The organism is Pseudoxanthomonas daejeonensis (assembly GCF_010093205.1).
Lineage (GTDB): Bacteria > Pseudomonadota > Gammaproteobacteria > Xanthomonadales > Xanthomonadaceae > Pseudoxanthomonas > Pseudoxanthomonas daejeonensis.
Window position 1 is genome coordinate 91,778 of sequence record NZ_PDWN01000008.1, and the last position, 16,333, is coordinate 108,110.

At 64.7% G+C, this 16,333-nt stretch carries 11 protein-coding genes, 2 tRNA genes, 2 rRNA genes and 1 pseudogene; 9 read left to right on the forward strand and 7 right to left on the reverse strand.

Annotated features, from left to right (window positions below; translation table 11 throughout):
• Nucleotides 1-9: 9 nt before the first annotated feature.
• From glyS to glyQ, 3 genes are read right to left on the reverse strand one after another with little or no spacing between them, the layout of a single operon-like run.
• The gene (gene glyS, locus CSC65_RS09475) at nucleotides 10-2,097 is read right to left on the reverse strand and encodes a glycine--tRNA ligase subunit beta (protein WP_162410329.1); all 2,088 of its coding nucleotides are present in this window, start codon (nucleotides 2,095-2,097) and stop codon (nucleotides 10-12) included.
• Nucleotides 2,094-2,759 carry a glutathione S-transferase family protein gene (locus CSC65_RS09480; protein WP_238390340.1) on the reverse strand — a complete coding sequence of 222 codons (666 nt, stop codon included), beginning with the start codon at nucleotides 2,757-2,759 and terminating at the stop codon, nucleotides 2,094-2,096. The genes glyS and CSC65_RS09480 overlap by 4 nt, the downstream gene beginning before the upstream one ends.
• Nucleotides 2,759-3,661 (reverse strand): glycine--tRNA ligase subunit alpha, encoded by a 903-nt coding sequence (gene glyQ, locus CSC65_RS09485; protein ID WP_425501335.1) that lies wholly within the window; start codon nucleotides 3,659-3,661, stop codon nucleotides 2,759-2,761. Before glyQ ends, CSC65_RS09480 begins: the two co-directional genes overlap by 1 nt.
• A 105-nt stretch (nucleotides 3,662-3,766) precedes the next feature.
• On the opposite strand from glyQ, the gene CSC65_RS09490 reads away from it, so the two are divergent.
• Both CSC65_RS09490 and CSC65_RS09495 read left to right on the forward strand, forming a co-directional pair.
• On the forward strand, nucleotides 3,767-4,516 hold the full coding sequence (locus tag CSC65_RS09490; protein ID WP_238390341.1) for a glutamine amidotransferase: 750 nt from the start codon (nucleotides 3,767-3,769) through the stop codon (nucleotides 4,514-4,516).
• A 107-nt stretch (nucleotides 4,517-4,623) separates the two neighbouring features.
• Entirely contained in the window at nucleotides 4,624-5,511 is an 888-nt protein-coding gene (locus CSC65_RS09495; RefSeq protein WP_162410332.1) for a BPSS1780 family membrane protein, read from the forward strand.
• A gap of 7 nt (nucleotides 5,512-5,518) precedes the next feature.
• On the opposite strand, the gene tatC is transcribed toward CSC65_RS09495, so the two are convergent.
• From tatC to CSC65_RS09515, 4 genes and pseudogenes are all read right to left on the reverse strand, one after another.
• Nucleotides 5,519-6,274: a twin-arginine translocase subunit TatC gene (gene tatC / locus CSC65_RS09500; RefSeq protein WP_162410333.1), complete on the reverse strand. Its 756-nt coding sequence runs from the start codon at nucleotides 6,272-6,274 to the stop codon at nucleotides 5,519-5,521.
• Nucleotides 6,275-6,433: 159 nt separating this feature from the next.
• Nucleotides 6,434-6,647: pseudogene (gene tatB, locus CSC65_RS16210) on the reverse strand (Sec-independent protein translocase protein TatB); the annotation flags it as partial.
• Between the two features lie 21 nt (nucleotides 6,648-6,668).
• Nucleotides 6,669-6,890: a Sec-independent protein translocase subunit TatA gene (tatA, locus tag CSC65_RS09510; RefSeq protein ID WP_162410335.1), complete on the reverse strand. Its 222-nt coding sequence runs from the start codon at nucleotides 6,888-6,890 to the stop codon at nucleotides 6,669-6,671.
• 48 nt (nucleotides 6,891-6,938) lie between these two features.
• On the reverse strand, nucleotides 6,939-7,823 hold the full coding sequence (locus CSC65_RS09515) for a lipid-binding SYLF domain-containing protein (RefSeq protein ID WP_162410336.1): 885 nt from the start codon (nucleotides 7,821-7,823) through the stop codon (nucleotides 6,939-6,941).
• Nucleotides 7,824-7,975: 152 nt separating this feature from the next.
• On the opposite strand from CSC65_RS09515, the gene hemH reads away from it, so the two are divergent.
• From hemH to CSC65_RS09550, 7 genes are all read left to right on the forward strand, one after another.
• A complete protein-coding gene (gene hemH, locus CSC65_RS09520; RefSeq protein ID WP_162410337.1) occupies nucleotides 7,976-8,938 on the forward strand; it encodes a ferrochelatase in 963 nt (320 codons plus the stop codon).
• Nucleotides 8,935-9,786 (forward strand): alpha/beta fold hydrolase, encoded by an 852-nt coding sequence (locus tag CSC65_RS09525; RefSeq protein WP_162410338.1) that lies wholly within the window; start codon nucleotides 8,935-8,937, stop codon nucleotides 9,784-9,786. Before hemH ends, CSC65_RS09525 begins: the two co-directional genes overlap by 4 nt.
• 73 nt (nucleotides 9,787-9,859) lie before the next feature.
• Nucleotides 9,860-10,828 (forward strand): NAD(P)-dependent oxidoreductase, encoded by a 969-nt coding sequence (locus CSC65_RS09530; RefSeq protein WP_162410339.1) that lies wholly within the window; start codon nucleotides 9,860-9,862, stop codon nucleotides 10,826-10,828.
• A gap of 591 nt (nucleotides 10,829-11,419) precedes the next feature.
• Nucleotides 11,420-12,964 (forward strand): 16S ribosomal RNA (locus tag CSC65_RS09535).
• Between the two features lie 90 nt (nucleotides 12,965-13,054).
• Nucleotides 13,055-13,130: transfer RNA gene (locus CSC65_RS09540), tRNA-Ala, on the forward strand.
• An 18-nt stretch (nucleotides 13,131-13,148) separates the two neighbouring features.
• Nucleotides 13,149-13,225: transfer RNA gene (locus tag CSC65_RS09545), tRNA-Ile, on the forward strand.
• 227 nt (nucleotides 13,226-13,452) lie between these two features.
• A 23S ribosomal RNA gene (locus tag CSC65_RS09550) occupies nucleotides 13,453-16,330 on the forward strand.
• The 16S and 23S rRNA genes sit together here with 2 tRNA genes alongside, the layout of an rRNA operon.
• The last annotated feature ends 3 nt before the right edge of the window (nucleotides 16,331-16,333 follow it).

Sequence of the window (16,333 nt, forward strand, 5' to 3'; positions counted from 1 at the left end):
GAAACGCGATCAGGCCGACAGGTGCCCGATCACCGCAACCGCGCCGAAGCGGTCGGCCAGCCGCTTGAGCAGGGCCAGGCGGTTGCCGCGGATCGCCGGATCGTCGGCATTGACCATCACCTGGTCGAAGAAGGCGTCCACCTGCGGCCGCACCAGCGCCAGCCGGTTCAGCACGCGCACGTAATCGTGCTGGTGCAGGGCAGCGGTGGTGTCGTCCAGCGCGGCTTCGACGGCCTCGCCGAGCGCGCGCTCGGCCGGTTCGCTGAACAACGCCGGATCCTCCATCGCCGGGATCGCGATGTCGGCCTTCTTCAGGATGTTGCCGATGCGCTTGTTGGCCGCGGCCAGCGCCTCGGCCTCCGGCAGCGTGGCGAAGGTGCCGATCGCATCGATGCGGGTATCGAAGTCGTACAGCGACGCCGGCTTCAGTTCGGCCACCGCGTTGAAGTGCGCGCCCGGCACGCCCCTGTCGGCGTAGTAGCCGCGCAGGCGGTCGAGGATGAAGTCGTAGAGCTCGCTCGAATCGGCCGGGGCGGTGGCGCCATCCTTGCCCGCCGGCAGCGGGCCGATGCCGGCGATCGCGTGTTCGACCAGCGCCTTGATCGAGAGGTCGAACCCGCTCTCGATCACCGTCCGCGCCAGACCCAGCGCATTGCGCCGCAACGCGAACGGATCCTTGTTGCCCGTTGGCTTCAGGCCCGCGGTGAAGCCGCCCGCCAAGGTGTCCAGGCGCTCGGCAATGGCCAGCACCTTGCCCAGCGGCGACAGGGCGATGTCGTCGCCGGCGAAGCGCGGCTGGTAGGCCTCGTCGATGGCCAGGGCGACTTCCGATGGTTCACCCGCGGCCAGCGCGTAGTGGCGGCCGGCAATGCCCTGCAACTCCGGGAATTCGTTGACCATGCGCGACTGCAGGTCGTTCTTCGCCAGTTCCGCCGCACGGCGCGCCTGCGCCGGATCGGCGCCGACTTGCGCGGCGATGGCCTCGGCCAGCGCGGCCACGCGCGCGACCTTGTCGGCCACCGAGCCCAGCTTGGCCTGGTAGGTGACCGTCTTCAGCCCCTCGCCCATCGACACCAGGCCCTGCTTGAGGTCTTCGTCGAAGAAGAACTTGGCGTCGGCGAAGCGCGGACGGATCACCCGCTCGTAGCCCTTGCGCACCTCGGCCACGTCGCGCGACTCGATGTTGGCGATGCCGATGAAGTGCTCGGTCAGCTTGCCGCCGTCGCTCAGCACCGGGAAGAACTTCTGGTTGACCTCCATCGTCTCGATCAGCGCTTCCTGCGGCACGGCCAGGAACGCGGACTCGAAGCTGCACAATACGGCCGCCGGCCACTCGGTCAGGCAGACGACCTGCTCGAGGTTGTCGTCGGTGACGCGCGCTTGGCCACCGGCCTGGCGCGCGGCGCCCTCGACCTCGGCGACGATGCGGGCGCGGCGCTCGGCAGGATCGACCAGCACGCGCGCGGCGCGCAGCGCATCGATGTAGTCGCCGGGCTGGCCGATCCACACCGGCTTGTCGTGCTCGAAGCGATGGCCGCGGCTCATGCGGTCGGACGTGACCCCGAGCACCTGCGCATTGACCACCTCCGCGCCCAGCAGCAGCACCAGCCAGTGCACCGGCCGGGCGAAGGCGTAGTCATGGTCGCCCCAGCGCATCGGCTTGGGGATCGGCATCGCCGCAAGCGCTTCGGCGACGATTTCCGGCAGCAGCGCCGCGGTATTCGCGCCCGGCTTCACCGCGCGGTGCACGAAGCGCTCGCCCTTGGCGTCACTGGTGCGCTCCAGCGCGGTCCAGTCGATGCCGGCCTTGGCGGCGAAACCTTCCAGCGCCTTGGTCGGCTTGCCTTCGGCGTCGAGCGCGATGTTCAGGTACGGGCCCAGCACTTCGCTGCGCTGTTCGGGCTGCTCGTCCGCTACCGCCGGCAGCAGCACGGCGAGCCGGCGCGGGGTGTACAGCGGCCGTGCATCGTTGGCGTCGAAACCGATGCCGCGTTTCTCCAGCGCTGCGACCACGCCGTCGAAGAACGCCTGCGCGAGCCCGGGGAGCGCCTTGACCGGCAGCTCTTCGGTGCCCAGTTCGATCAGCAGCGGCTTCATGCGTTGGATTCCTTGGTGCCTTTCGGTTGCGGGGTGAAGAACGGTGCGTAATGGGCGCGGAAAACATCGAGCGCCTCGCAGCGGGCCACGTGCGTGGAAAGCGCGGGCCAACGCGCCAGGTCGACCGGCAGCGACTGCCCGGCGTAGGTGGCGTGGCAGGCCACGGTGATGTCGGCCAGGGTCATCGCCTCGCCGGCGAGCCAGCGACCGCCGCGTGCCGCGCAGGCGGCATCGAGCGCGGCCAGCGCGCCTTCGACCTGGGTCCGGCCACGCTCCAGCAGCGCGGCCGAGCGGTGTTCCTGCGGATGGAAGATGCGCTCGAGCACGCCGGCCACGCAGCGGTCGGCGGCGCCGCTGGCCAGGCCGATCAGGCGCATCGCCTCGCGCCGCCCGGCGCCGCCGGCCGGCAGCAGGCTGTCGCCACCGGGCTCGTGTTCCAGCCAGTCGAGGATCGCCGCCGATTCGGTCAGTACCTCGCCGTCTTCGAGCACCAGCACCGGCACCCGCCCGAGCGGGCTGTACTCGCGGATCCGGTCGAAGTCGGCGCCGACCGACCAGTCGCGATGCTCGAATGCCCGGCCGAGCAGGGCCAGTGCGATCGCCACGCGCCGGGTGAACGGCGAGTCGTACATGCCGATCAGGATCATCGTCCCGCCGGACATCAGGCCGCGCCCTCGCGCTTCAGGCCGGGGAAGCCCAGCTTCTCGCGCTGCGCGTGGTAGGCCTCGGCCACCGCCTGGGCCAGCCTGCGCACGCGCAGGATGTAGCGCTGGCGTTCGGTGACGGAGATCGCGCGGCGCGCGTCGAGCAGGTTGAAGCTGTGGCTGGCCTTGGTCACCTGCTCGTAGGCCGGCAGCGGCAAGCCCGCCTCGACCAGCTTCAGCGCCTCGGCCTCGCAGGCGTCGAAGCGGTGGAACATCTCGGCCACGTCGGCATGCTCGAAGTTGTAGGTGCTCTGCTCGACTTCGTTCTGGTGGTAGACGTCGCCGTAGGTGACCACGCCCTGCGGCCCGACCGTCCAGACCAGGTCGTAGACGTTGTCCACGTTCTGCAGGTACATGCACAGCCGCTCGAGGCCGTAGGTGATCTCGCCCAGCACCGGCCGGCATTCCATGCCGCCGGCCTGCTGGAAGTAGGTGAACTGGGTCACCTCCATGCCGTTGAGCCACACTTCCCAGCCCAGGCCCCAGGCGCCGAGGGTCGGCGATTCCCAGTTGTCCTCGACGAAGCGCAGGTCATGCACGCGCGGATCGATGCCCAGCGCCTTCAACGACCCCAGGTATAGCTCCTGGATGTTGTCCGGGTTGGGCTTCATCACCACCTGGTACTGGTAGTAACGCTGCAGCCGGTTGGGATTCTCGCCATAACGGCCGTCGGTGGGTCGCCGCGAAGGCTGCACGTAGGCCGCGTTCCACGGCTCCGGCCCGAGCGCGCGCAGGAAGGTGGCCGGATGGAAGGTGCCGGCGCCGACTTCCAGGTCGAGGGGCTGGATCAGCACGCAGCCCTGCTCGGCCCAGTAAGCGTTCAACGCCTGGATCAATCCCTGGAAGGTCGGACCTGTCATCGGCATTTATTGCGCTGCGGAAAAGCGGGCTAGTATAGGGCGCAGCCCCGCCCCATGCGGGTTTGCGCCGTTTCAACCGCTACTTTTCCGCTGGTCCGCCTGCCCGTGAACGCCGTCCGCCGCGCGCCCTTCCTGATCGTCGAAACCGGCCAGCCGGTGGACAGCCTCAAGCGCTATGGCCGCTTTCCGCACTGGATCCGGGTCGCGGCCGGGCTGCCGGCGCACGAGGTGATCGAGGTCAACGCCGAACGGGGCGACGCGTTGCCGGTTGCCACCGGCCTTGCGGGAGTGATCGTCAGCGGCTCGGCCGCCTTCGTCACCGACCGCGCCGAGTGGAGCGAGCGCACGGCCGGCTGGATGCGCGAGGCGGTCCAGCAGGGCACGCCTTTGCTGGGCATCTGCTACGGCCACCAGTTGCTGGCGCACGCGCTGGGCGGGGAGGTCGACTACAACCCGGCCGGGCGCGAGTCGGGCACGGTGTTCATCGACCTGCATCCGCCGGCGTTCGAGGATCCGCTGTTCGCGGCGATGCCGGCCCGGTTCGCCGCCCATGCGACCCACCTGCAGACGGTGCTGCGGCCGCCTGAGGGCGCCACCGTGCTGGCCCGTTCCGAACAGGACGGCTGCCATGCGTTCCGCTGGGGCGAGCAGGCGTGGGGGGTGCAGTTCCACCCCGAGTTCGCCACCCACCACATGCGCGGCTACGTCAACGCGCGCGCCGACTGCCTGCGCAACCATGGGCGCTGCCCGCGCACGGTCGCCCGCGAGGTCAGCGCGGCGCCGCAGGCGCGCCAGTTGCTGCGCCGCTTCGTCCAGCACGCGCGCGGAACCCCCGGACGCGCGGGCCGAGTCTGAACCTGGCCGCGGCGGCACTGCTGCGGCGCACGCGCTTCGCCCATAATCGGCACGAAACCGCTACGAAATCACCGCGTACCCGATCCGGGGCGCCCAACAGGAACGGGATGGACACGATACGCAGGCTGCCGGCTTCGGACGGCGCGGAATGGTTGCTGGGCGGCTTCACCCTGCTGCGCCGCGCGCCGGTGGCGCTGGGCGCGCTGGGTGCGCTGTGGGGATTGCTGGCCTCGGTCGTGGTCACCGTCGGTCTCGCGGTGCCGGCATTGGCCACGATCCTGCAGCTGCTGGTCGCATTGGCCGGCCCGGTGCTGTTCGCAGGCCTGCTGTGGGCGGTGCGCGAGGTCGCGCACGACCGCCCTCCGCATCCGGCGCACCTGTTGCAGGGCGTGCACGAAGGTCGGGTACCGCAGTTGCTGGCGACCCTGCTGCCGCAGGTCGCCGCCGGCCTGTTGCTGGGCGTACTTTTGCTGGTGCTGGTCGGCCCGCAGGAACTGCAGCACCTGGCCCAGGTCAGCCAGGAGCTCAACACGCTCGCCCAGTCCGGCCAGCAGGCGACGCCCGAGCAGGTCGAGGCGCTGGTTGCCGGCCTGCCCGCGGGCCGCATCCTGCTGTGGCTGCTGCTGGGCCTGGCCGCCGCGGTGGCCGTGGCCCTGACCGTATTCGTATCGGTGCCGCGGATCCTGTTCGACCGTCGCGACGGCCTGCAGGCGATGGGCGACAGCCTGCGCGCCTGCGTGCACAACCTGCCGGCACTGGCGGTGTTCCTGCTGTTGACCCTGGTGGCGATGTTCGCCATCTACTTCGGCGTGCTGCTGGTGACCCTGGTGGTGCAGCTGGTCGCCGGGCCGTTCGTCGCGATGTGGGTCGCGCAGCTGCTGCTGATGGCGGTGCTGATGCCGTTGCTGGCTGGTGCGGTCTACACCGCCTGGATCAGGCTGTTCGGCGAAGAAGCGCCCGCCGGCACGGCCACCAGCGGCCAGCTGGCGGCCTGAGGCGCACTCAGGACGAAGGCGCGTCCGATGGCTTGGGCGCGACCAGCCGCGAGGCGAGGATGCCCGCCTCGTACAGCAGGCACATCGGGATCGCCAGCAGCAGTTGCGAGACCACGTCGGGCGGGGTGATCAGCGCGGCCAGGATGAAGATGCCCACCACCGCGTAGCCGCGCCCCTCGCGCAGCTGTTCGGGCGTGACCCAGCCGAGCAGGACCAGGATCACCAGCGCCACCGGCAGCTGGAAGCTGGCGCCGAAGGCCAGGAAGATCACCAGGACGAAATCCAGGTAGGCGTTGATGTCGGTCATCATCGCCACGCCCTCGGGCTTGATCGCGGTGAGGAAGCCGAATACCGACGGCAGCACCACGAAGTACGCGAACGCGCAGCCGGCGTAGAACAGCACCACCGCCGAGCCCAGCAACGGCATCGCCAGTCGCTTCTCACGCTGGTACAGGCCCGGGGCCACGAATGCCCAGGCCTGGTACAGCAGCCAAGGCGCAGTCACCACCAGGGCGACGAAGAACGCCAGCTTGAGCGGAGTGAAGAACGGCGAGGCCACCTGCACGGCGATCAGCTGGCCGCCCTCGGGCAGCTTGTCCAGCAAAGGTGCGGCCAGCCACGCGTAAAGCTTGTTGGCGAAAGGCAGCAGCGCCAGCAGCACGACCACCAGCCCGGCCAGCGCGCGCAGCAGTCGCGTACGCAGCTCGAGCAGGTGGTCGAGCAGGCTGCTCTCGCTGTCCGCTTCAGGGCCGGCGGGATTCATCGCTTCCCTCCTGCGGTGGTGTCGCAGGCGCGTCCGGGGTTTGCGGCCGATCCTCGACCTCGCGCCGGACGGCGTCCAGTTGCTTGCCCGCTGCGTCGAGTTCGCCCTGCAGTTGGGACTGGGCCTGTCCGAATTCGTCCTGCAGGCGCGCCTGTGCCTGCTTCAGCGCGGCCTGGGTGTCCTGCATGCGACGCTTCAGCTCTTCGGCTTCCAGTTCGCGTTCGAGTTCTGACTTGACCGAATACCACTGCGCGCGTGCGCGACGCACCCACAGCCCGGCGAAGCGGGCCGCCTTGGGCAGCCGCTCCGGACCGAGGACCACGAGCGCGACCACCGCGATCAGCAGCAGTTCGCCGAAACCGATATCGAACATCCGCGCGCGACCGACGCGGAATCAGTGTTCGGCGCGATCGCGCTCGGACTGTTCCTTCGACTCGGCGCTGCGCTCGTTGCCGAGCTGGCCGGCCGGCTTTTCGTCCGGGTCGCGCATGCCTTCCTTGAAGCCCTTGACCGCTTCGCCAAGGTCCTTGCCGGCATTGCGCAGGCGCTTGGTGCCAAACACCAGCAGCACCACTACCAGCACGATGATCCAATGCCAGATGCTCAGGCCGCCCATGGCACGCTCACAGATTCAGAGGAACAGGGCCACAGGATAGCGCAGCACTCAGGGCAGTGGTTCGGTCCGTGTGCCGGAGTCTTCGATCGGCTCGAAACCCTGCGTCGGCGCGGGACCACTGGCCGGAGCCGCAGTGCCGGGCGCGGCGGGAGCCGGCGCGGTTCCGACGGTCTGCACCTGGGCCGGGGCGTGCGAAACGACCGGCGCTGCGCCGGCGACCGGAGCCGAGCCGCCGGAACGGGCCACGCGCGCGCTGTGGGTCGCCTCCTCGAGCTGGTCGCGGAACGCCACCACCGCACTGGGTGGAGTGACCTGCGAGCGCCCCTCGAACACCATGCGCGGGGTCGTGGTGGCGCCATATACCTGCGCCTGCGCGTCGCGGTCGATCTGCAGCACCGCGCCGTCCAGGGAGACACCGGCAAACAGGCCGCGCGCGCGCGACCAGGACCAGATCTCGGACTTCAGCTGGCCGTCGGTGGCGGCGGCGGCATTGCGGCCTACCGGGCCGGCGGCCACGCCGGCATCGGCGCCCAAGGTGAACTTGCCGTTGACGATGTCGTCCAGGCTGCGGTCGTTGCGGAATACCAGCACGACATCGGAGGACTGCACGCCGGCCTGGAAGCCGATGCTGCCGCCGGTCAGGGTCACGAACACCGGGTTGGACCAGGTGCCGTCGGCGCTTTTCACCGACATCAGCCCGTGGCCGCGGCGCCCGCCGAGCACCAGGCCGGCCTTGATCGTGTCCGGGACGACCACGATCCCGCGCGCCTCGTCGAGCAGCTTGTCCGGGATCGACTGCTCGGGGATCTGCTGGATCTCGGCGAGGACCCGCACGGCATTGCGCGCGCGTTCCTCTTCGGTGGGCGCGGCGAGCGCATGCCCGGCAGCGAACAGGACGGCCAGCGAGAACAGGAATTTCGGCAGGCGCGACATGCGGAGGGCTCCGGAACGTAAGTGCGGGCGGGCCGCGGATGGGTCGAAATTAATGAAGATTCAATGAATCGTGCATGAGGCCCGCCGTCGCGTACGCGCGGGCACATGCGCGTCGCGGCGCGACGACGCATCCGCTCTGTCAGAATGCCGGCATGTCCGACGCCATCGATACCGCGCTGGTCGCGGTCAACCTCGGCACCCCCGAAGCGCCCACCGCGCCGGCGGTGCGCCGTTACCTGGCCGAATTCCTCGGCGACCCCCGCGTGGTCTCGATTCCGCCGCTGCTGTGGAAACCCCTCCTGCACGGGCTGATCCTGCCGCTGCGCGGGCCGCGTTCGGCAGCCAACTACGCCAAGGTGTGGATGGACGAGGGCTCGCCCCTGCTCGTCCACACCCTGCGGCTGGCGGCTGCCCTGCAGCAGCGCCTGCCGGACTGGCATGTGCGCCCGGCCATGCGCTACGGCACCCCTGCCCTGCGCGCGACGCTTCGCGAACTGCGTGCTGCGGGTGCGCGCCGCCTCGTGATCCTGCCGCTCTACCCGCAGTACTCCACCACCACTACCGCTTCGGTCGCCGACGTCGTCGCCGAAGAGACCCAGGGCATGGACGTGACCCTGATCGAGGATTACTCGGTCGATGCGGGCTGGGTGGCCGCGGTCGCCGATTCGATTCGCCGCTACCGGCATCAGCATGGCAGCGGCTCTCACCTGCTGTTTTCTTTCCATGGCCTGCCGCAACGGGTGGCCGACGCGGGCGATCCGTATCCGCAGCGCTGCCGGGACAGCGCGCATGCGATCGCCGCCGCGCTGGGGCTGGACACCACCCAGTGGTCGCTTGCGTACCAGTCCCGGTTCGGTCGCGAGCGCTGGCTGGAACCGTCCACTATCCAGGCGCTGGACCGCCTGGCCAGCAGCGGCGAACGCCAGGTGGATGTGGTCTGCCCGGGATTTGCCGTGGATTGCCTCGAAACCCTGGAGGAAGTGGCCCTGGGCCTGGCCGAGCACTTCCAGGCCAAGGGTGGTCGCCTTGCCTATATCCCCTGTCTCAATGACGCACCGACCCACGCCGACGCACTGGCCCACCTGGCGAGTTGCGCGGTCGGGCGAGAGGCATGACGCCGGATGACATCGACCTCCCGGTAGCCTGGGGCGAGCTGGCGGGTTTGCGCGTTGCGCGTCCGGGCCGGCCCCGGGTGATCGCCCTGCACGGCTGGCTGGACAACGCCGCCAGCTTCCTGCCGCTGCTCCCGCACCTGCCCGACCTCGACCTGCTGCTGCTCGACCTGCCGGGCCATGGCCACAGTGCGCACCTGCCGGTGGGTGCCGAGTACGGCTTGACCACCCATCTATATGCAGTGCTGGATGCCGCCGATGCGCTGGGGTGGGAGAGTTTCACCCTGCTGGGCCACTCCATGGGTGCTGCGATCGCCACGCTGGTCGCCGCGGCGGTCCCGTCGCGGGTCGAGCGGCTTGCGCTCATCGAGACCCTCGGACCGCTGGCCGAACCGGTCGAAACCACCGCCGCGCGCCTGCAGCAGGCCGTCGCGGTGGCCCGCGCCCGGCCTGCAGGCGCTGCGCTGCGCGTATTTCCGGATCTTGCCGTGGCGGTGCGCGCGCGCATGCAAGCCAGCCAGCTCGACGAGGCCAATGCGCGCCTGCTGGTCGAGCGGGGCACTCGTCCAGTGGAGGGCGGCCGTGTCTGGCGCAGTGATCCTCGCCTGACCCGCCCGGCGGCCAGCCGATTGACCGAATCGCAGGTCGCGGCGCTCCTTTCGGCGATCACCTGCCCTGTCCGGCTTCTGTATGCCGACCCGGCCCAACCCTACTTTCCCGAACCGGTCCGCCAGGCGCGCCTGGCCGCCGTGCGCCACGCGGAGCTGAACGTGGTGCCGGGCGGACACCATTTACATATGGACCAGCCCGCAGTCGTGGCGGATTTCTACAGGGACTTCCTGGCGCCCTGACCCCGGGCCGCCGCGCCATCGACAATCCTCACCCCAGCGGGGACGATGCGGAATCGCATGAGGGGGCTGTGGCATGGCGCTGTACCCATTGTTTGCCGACCTGGGTGGTCGCGAGGTACTGGTAGTCGGCGGGGGCGAAGTGGCCGCGCGCAAGGTCGCTGCCCTGCTCAAGGCAGGCGCGCTCGTGCGCCTGCATGCCCATGCGGTCCTGCACCCTGACATTGCCGAGGCGCTGTCCACGGGCCGCATCGTCCGCTTGGGCGGCGATTTCGACCCGGCCTGGCTCGACGCCGTCTGGCTTGCGGTGGCGGCCACGGATGACCCGGCGTTCAATGCGGGCCTGGCCGCCGAAGCGGGCCGCCGCAGGCGCTTCGTAAACGTGGTCGACGATGCCGTGCTGTCCACCTTCCAGGTCCCGGCGGTGGTCGATCGTGCGCCCCTGGTCGTGGCGATCTCCTCCGGCGGGGCGGCTCCGATGCTTGCACGCCGTATCCGCGAGCAGCTGGAAATCGCACTCGGTCCTGCGTTGGGCGTGCTCGCGGCGCAGTTCGCGGCGCATCGGGAACGCATCCGCGCGCAGATGCCGGACCTGGCCGCGCGCCGTCGCTGGTTCGAGCGCATGCTGGACGGGCGCATGGAGCACGAATACGAGCGTGGCGGCCCTGTCGCGCTCGAAGCGGCTTTCGTCGCGGAAGTGGAGCGGGCGCCTGACCTGGAACGGATGAAAGGCGTTGTAGCGCTGGTCGAGGCCAGCGAGGCGCCCGACCTCTATACATTGCGCGCGCTGCGGGCCCTGAACGAAGCGGACGTGATCGTCCTGGCCGAAGATATCGAAGAAGCCGCGCTGGAGCCGGCACGCCGGGATGCGCAGCGCATCCGCTCCCGCGGAAATGCACTGGAGTGTGTCCTGGAGGCGGCGGCCTCGGGCGCCCGGATCGTCTTCATGCACCGGCTTCCAGTCGATAAAGCAGCGCGCGCAAGCATCTCGGCCAGCTGCCATCAGGCCGGAATCGCCTGTCGAGTTATCCCGGCTGCCGTCTAAGCGAAAAAAATTGCGCAATGGGCTTCCCATTCCTGGGGCGGCCGTGCACAATGCGCGCCCCGCTACTCGCTGACCTCCTTCGGGAATCAACGACGGCGGGGCCGGAAACAAAAACCCTCGAAAAAGGTGTTGCAGTTCTCCGGAAGCCCCCTATAATGGGCGGCTCCCTCGGCGGAAACGAGTCGAAAGATTCGCAGCCAACGAGGACGGAAACGAAAAGACCCCTTCACGGGGTGTTGACGGATCCAAAACGAGTCGGCACAATGTGCGGCTCACCTCAACGGAAGCGGTTCGCCGCCAAGCTGAGGAGAAGATGAAAAACCCGCGACGCGGTGTTGACATCTTCAAAACGAGCCGGCACAATGTGCGGCTCACCTCGACGGAAACGTCGGGACACGGATGAAGGCGCTGAGGCCGATTCCGACGCTCTTTGAAAGTGTGCGCAGGTAACTTGTGCGGACGCCTGCAGGAAGGATGACTGTCCATCTTGCAGACGTTTTAACAGCAACAAGTCAAATGCTTTATAGCAAGCGATACGTAGCTGGGTAGAACTTCTGCATCTGAAAGTATTGACCTTCGGGTCTGTAATTTTAAGTGAAGAGTTTGATCCTGGCTCAGAGTGAACGCTGGCGGTAGGCCTAACACATGCAAGTCGAACGGCAGCACAGGAGAGCTTGCTCTCTGGGTGGCGAGTGGCGGACGGGTGAGGAATACATCGGAATCTACTCTGTCGTGGGGGATAACGTAGGGAAACTTACGCTAATACCGCATACGACCTACGGGTGAAAGTGGGGGACCGCAAGGCCTCACGCGATTGAATGAGCCGATGTCGGATTAGCTAGTTGGCGGGGTAAAGGCCCACCAAGGCGACGATCCGTAGCTGGTCTGAGAGGATGATCAGCCACACTGGAACTGAGACACGGTCCAGACTCCTACGGGAGGCAGCAGTGGGGAATATTGGACAATGGGCGCAAGCCTGATCCAGCCATACCGCGTGGGTGAAGAAGGCCTTCGGGTTGTAAAGCCCTTTTGTTGGGAAAGAAATCCTATTGATTAATACTCGGTAGGGATGACGGTACCCAAAGAATAAGCACCGGCTAACTTCGTGCCAGCAGCCGCGGTAATACGAAGGGTGCAAGCGTTACTCGGAATTACTGGGCGTAAAGCGTGCGTAGGTGGTTGTTTAAGTCTGTCGTGAAAGCCCTGGGCTCAACCTGGGAATTGCGATGGATACTGGGCGACTAGAGTGTGGTAGAGGGTGGCGGAATTCCCGGTGTAGCAGTGAAATGCGTAGAGATCGGGAGGAACATCCGTGGCGAAGGCGGCCACCTGGGCCAACACTGACACTGAGGCACGAAAGCGTGGGGAGCAAACAGGATTAGATACCCTGGTAGTCCACGCCCTAAACGATGCGAACTGGATGTTGGGTTCAACTTGGAACCCAGTATCGAAGCTAACGCGTTAAGTTCGCCGCCTGGGGAGTACGGTCGCAAGACTGAAACTCAAAGGAATTGACGGGGGCCCGCACAAGCGGTGGAGTATGTGGTTTAATTCGATGCAACGCGAAGAACCTTACCTGGTCTTGACATCCACGGAACTTTCCAGAGATGGATTGGTGCCTTCGGGAACCGTGAGACAGGTGCTGCATGGCTGTCGTCAGCTCGTGTCGTGAGATGTTGGGTTAAGTCCCGCAACGAGCGCAACCCTTGTCCTTAGTTGCCAGCACGTAATGGTGGGAACTCTAAGGAGACCGCCGGTGACAAACCGGAGGAAGGTGGGGATGACGTCAAGTCATCATGGCCCTTACGACCAGGGCTACACACGTACTACAATGGTGGGGACAGAGGGCTGCAATCCCGCGAGGGTGAGCCAATCCCAGAAACCCCATCTCAGTCCGGATCGGAGTCTGCAACTCGACTCCGTGAAGTCGGAATCGCTAGTAATCGCAGATCAGCATTGCTGCGGTGAATACGTTCCCGGGCCTTGTACACACCGCCCGTCACACCATGGGAGTTTGTTGCACCAGAAGCAGGTAGCTTAACCTTCGGGAGGGCGCTTGCCACGGTGTGGCCGATGACTGGGGTGAAGTCGTAACAAGGTAGCCGTATCGGAAGGTGCGGCTGGATCACCTCCTTTTGAGCACGACAGCATCGTCCTGTCGGGCGTCCTCACAAGTCACCTGCATTCAGAGTTCCTGGTCCTGACGGACTGGGGAAGTCCCTTTTAGGGGCCTTAGCTCAGCTGGGAGAGCACCTGCTTTGCAAGCAGGGGGTCGTCGGTTCGATCCCGACAGGCTCCACCATATTGAGTATCGACTTTTGGGTCTGTAGCTCAGGTGGTTAGAGCGCACCCCTGATAAGGGTGAGGTCGGTGGTTCGAGTCCTCCCAGACCCACCACTCTGAATGACAAGCGCACACACTTTCGAATTTACGCGCCAGGCGTTGAGGCCGGCACGTGTTCTTTTATAACTTGGGATGTAGCGAGCGTTTGAGATGTCTATCTCGACGTGTCGTTGAGGCTAAGGCGGGGGCTTCGAGCCCCTAAAAATTGAGTCGAATGTTCGCGTTGGTGGCTTTGTACCCCACCAGCACGTCAGTAACTCCGAGGCGACTTGGGGTTATATGGTCAAGCGAATAAGCGCACACGGTGGATGCCTTGGCGGTCAGAGGCGATGAAGGACGTGACAGCCTGCGAAAAGCGCGGGGGAGCTGGCAATAAGCTTTGATCCCGCGATGTCCGAATGGGGAAACCCACTGCTTCGGCAGTATCCTGCAGTGAATTCATAGCTGCTGGAAGCGAACCCGGTGAACTGAAATATCTAAGTAACCGGAGGAAAAGAAATCAACCGAGATTCCCTAAGTAGTGACGAGCGAACGGGGACTAGCCCTTAAGCTGGAATGGCTTTAGAAAAACAACCTGGAAAGGTTGGCCATAGAAGGTGATAGCCCTGTATTTAAAAGGGCCACTCCAGTGAAGACGAGTAGGGCGGGGCACGTGAAACCCTGTCTGAACATGGGGGGACCATCCTCCAAGGCTAAATACTCCTGACCGACCGATAGTGAACCAGTACCGTGAGGGAAAGGCGAAAAGAACCCCGGAGAGGGGAGTGAAATAGACCCTGAAACCGTGTGCGTACAAGCAGTAGGAGCCCGCAAGGGTGACTGCGTACCTTTTGTATAATGGGTCAGCGACTTACAGTTCGTGGCAAGCTTAACCGTATAGGGGAGGCGAAGGGAAACCGAGTCTGAATAGGGCGCATAGTCGCGGGCTGTAGACCCGAAACCGGGTGATCTAGTCATGCCCAGGGTGAAGGTGCCGTAACAGGTACTGGAGGCCCGAACCCACGTCTGTTGCAAAAGACGGGGATGAGGTGTGATTAGGAGTGAAAAGCTAATCGAACCCGGAGATAGCTGGTTCTCCTCGAAAGCTATTTAGGTAGCGCCTCATATGTATCCTCTCGGGGGTAGAGCACTGTTATGGCTAGGGGGTCATCGCGACTTACCAAACCATTGCAAACTCCGAATACCGAGACGGACTGTATGGGAGACACACGGCGGGTGCTAACGTCCGTCGTGAAAAGGGAAACAACCCAGACCCACAGCTAAGGTCCCAAATTATCGCTAAGTGGGAAACGATGTGGAAAGGCACAGACAGCCAGGAGGTTGGCTTAGAAGCAGCCACCCTTTAAAGAAAGCGTAATAGCTCACTGGTCGAGTCGGTCTGCGCGGAAGATTTAACGGGGCTAAGCGATAAACCGAAGCTTGGGGTGCATAACTTTGTTATGCGCGGTAGAGGAGCGTTCCGTAAGCCTGCGAAGGTGGATTGAGAAGTCCGCTGGAGGTATCGGAAGTGCGAATGCTGACATGAGTAACGATAATGCGGGTGAAAAGCCCGCACGCCGAAAGCCCAAGGTTTCCTTGCGCAACGTTAATCGACGCAGGGTTAGTCGGTCCCTAAGGCGAGGGCGAAAGCCGTAGTCGATGGGAAGCAGGTTAATATTCCTGCACCTCGCGTGAGTGCGATGGAGGGACGGAGAAGGTTAGGTGTACCGGGCGTTGGTTGTCCCGGGGAAAGGCGGTAGGTTTGGATCTTTGGCAAATCCGGGATCCTTTAAGACCGAGCACCGAGACGAGTCCTTTAGGACGAAGTCACTGATACCACGCTTCCAGGAAAAGCTCCTAAGCTTCAGCTCACGCAGACCGTACCGTAAACCGACACAGGTGGGTAGGATGAGAATTCTCAGGCGCTTGAGAGAACTCGGGTGAAGGAACTAGGCAACATGGCACCGTAACTTCGGGAGAAGGTGCACCCTCTTTGGTGGCCCATGCGGGCTATAGCTGAGGAGGGTCGCAGAAACCAGGCCGCTGCGACTGTTTATCAAAAACACAGCACTCTGCAAACACGAAAGTGGACGTATAGGGTGTGACGCCTGCCCGGTGCTGGAAGGTTAATTGATGGGGTCAGCCGCAAGGCGAAGCTCTTGATCGAAGCCCCAGTAAACGGCGGCCGTAACTATAACGGTCCTAAGGTAGCGAAATTCCTTGTCGGGTAAGTTCCGACCTGCACGAATGGCGTAACGACAGCGGCGCTGTCTCCACCCGAGACTCAGTGAAATTGAAATCGCTGTGAAGATGCAGCGTTCCCGTGGCAAGACGGAAAGACCCCGTGAACCTTTACTATAGCTTTACACTGAACGTTGAGTTCGTCTGTGTAGGATAGGTGGGAGGCTATGAAACCGAGGCGCTAGCTTCGGTGGAGCCATCCTTGAAATACCACCCTGATGTGCTTGACGTTCTAACCTAGACCCGTAATCCGGGTCGGGGACCGTGTATGGTGGGTAGTTTGACTGGGGCGGTCTCCTCCTAAAGAGTAACGGAGGAGCTCGAAGGTACGCTCAGCGCGGTCGGACATCGCGCACTGTGTGCAAAGGCATAAGCGTGCTTGACTGCAAGATCGACGGATCAAGCAGGTAGGAAACTAGGACTTAGTGATCCGGTGGTTCTGTATGGAAGGGCCATCGCTCAACGGATAAAAGGTACTCCGGGGATAACAGGCTGATACCGCCCAAGAGTTCATATCGACGGCGGTGTTTGGCACCTCGATGTCGGCTCATCACATCCTGGGGCTGTAGTCGGTCCCAAGGGTATGGCTGTTCGCCATTTAAAGTGGTACGCGAGCTGGGTTCAGAACGTCGTGAGACAGTTCGGTCCCTATCTGCCATGGGCGTTGGAGATTTGAGAGGGGCTGCTCCTAGTACGAGAGGACCGGAGTGGACGAACCCCTGGTGTTCCGGTTGTCACGCCAGTGGCATTGCCGGGTAGCTACGTTCGGAAGCGATAACCGCTGAAAGCATCTAAGCGGGAAGCGCGCCTCAAGATGAGATCTCCCGGGACACAAGTCCCCTAAAGGAACCATCAAGACTAGGTGGTTGATAGGTCAGGTGTGTAAGCGCAGCAATGCGTTGAGCTAACTGATACTAATGATCCGTGTGGCTTGACCATATA